The sequence below is a fragment of the Asaia spathodeae NBRC 105894 genome, assembly GCF_025994195.1.
Classification (GTDB): Bacteria; Pseudomonadota; Alphaproteobacteria; order Acetobacterales; family Acetobacteraceae; genus Asaia; species Asaia siamensis.
The window spans coordinates 1-314 of record NZ_BAPY01000068.1; the positions used below are offsets into that span (position 1 = coordinate 1).

A 314-nucleotide genomic window follows, 5' to 3' on the forward strand; every position below is an offset into this window, starting at 1 on the left:
TCAGCGCCAGCGTACCGTCAAGTGTGCCATTGCCATTGCCTGACAGCGAGCCTGCCTGAGCGTTATTGCCCGTCACCGCAAAACTGCCAGACTGCGCCGCCAGCGTGCCATTGATGGTGTTGCCATCCAGCGTCAGGCTGCCGTTATTGGTCACGTCACCGCTGACCGTGTTCTGATTACCCAGGGTCATCGTTCCAGCATTATCTGCCGAAGCCAGCGTCCCGCCCGTCGCCGTGAAGTTCGCATTCTGCGCATTCGTCACAGCGCCTGCCGTGCTGTCCGTCAGCGTCGCCTGACCCGCATTATTCGCAATA

The 314-nt window shown here is 60.2% G+C and carries 1 protein-coding gene; it reads right to left on the reverse strand.

Features of this window, described 5'->3' with window-relative positions:
- Positions 1-314 (reverse strand): hypothetical protein (locus AA105894_RS13805; RefSeq protein WP_267312272.1); only part of this gene is annotated, 314 nt, incomplete at both ends.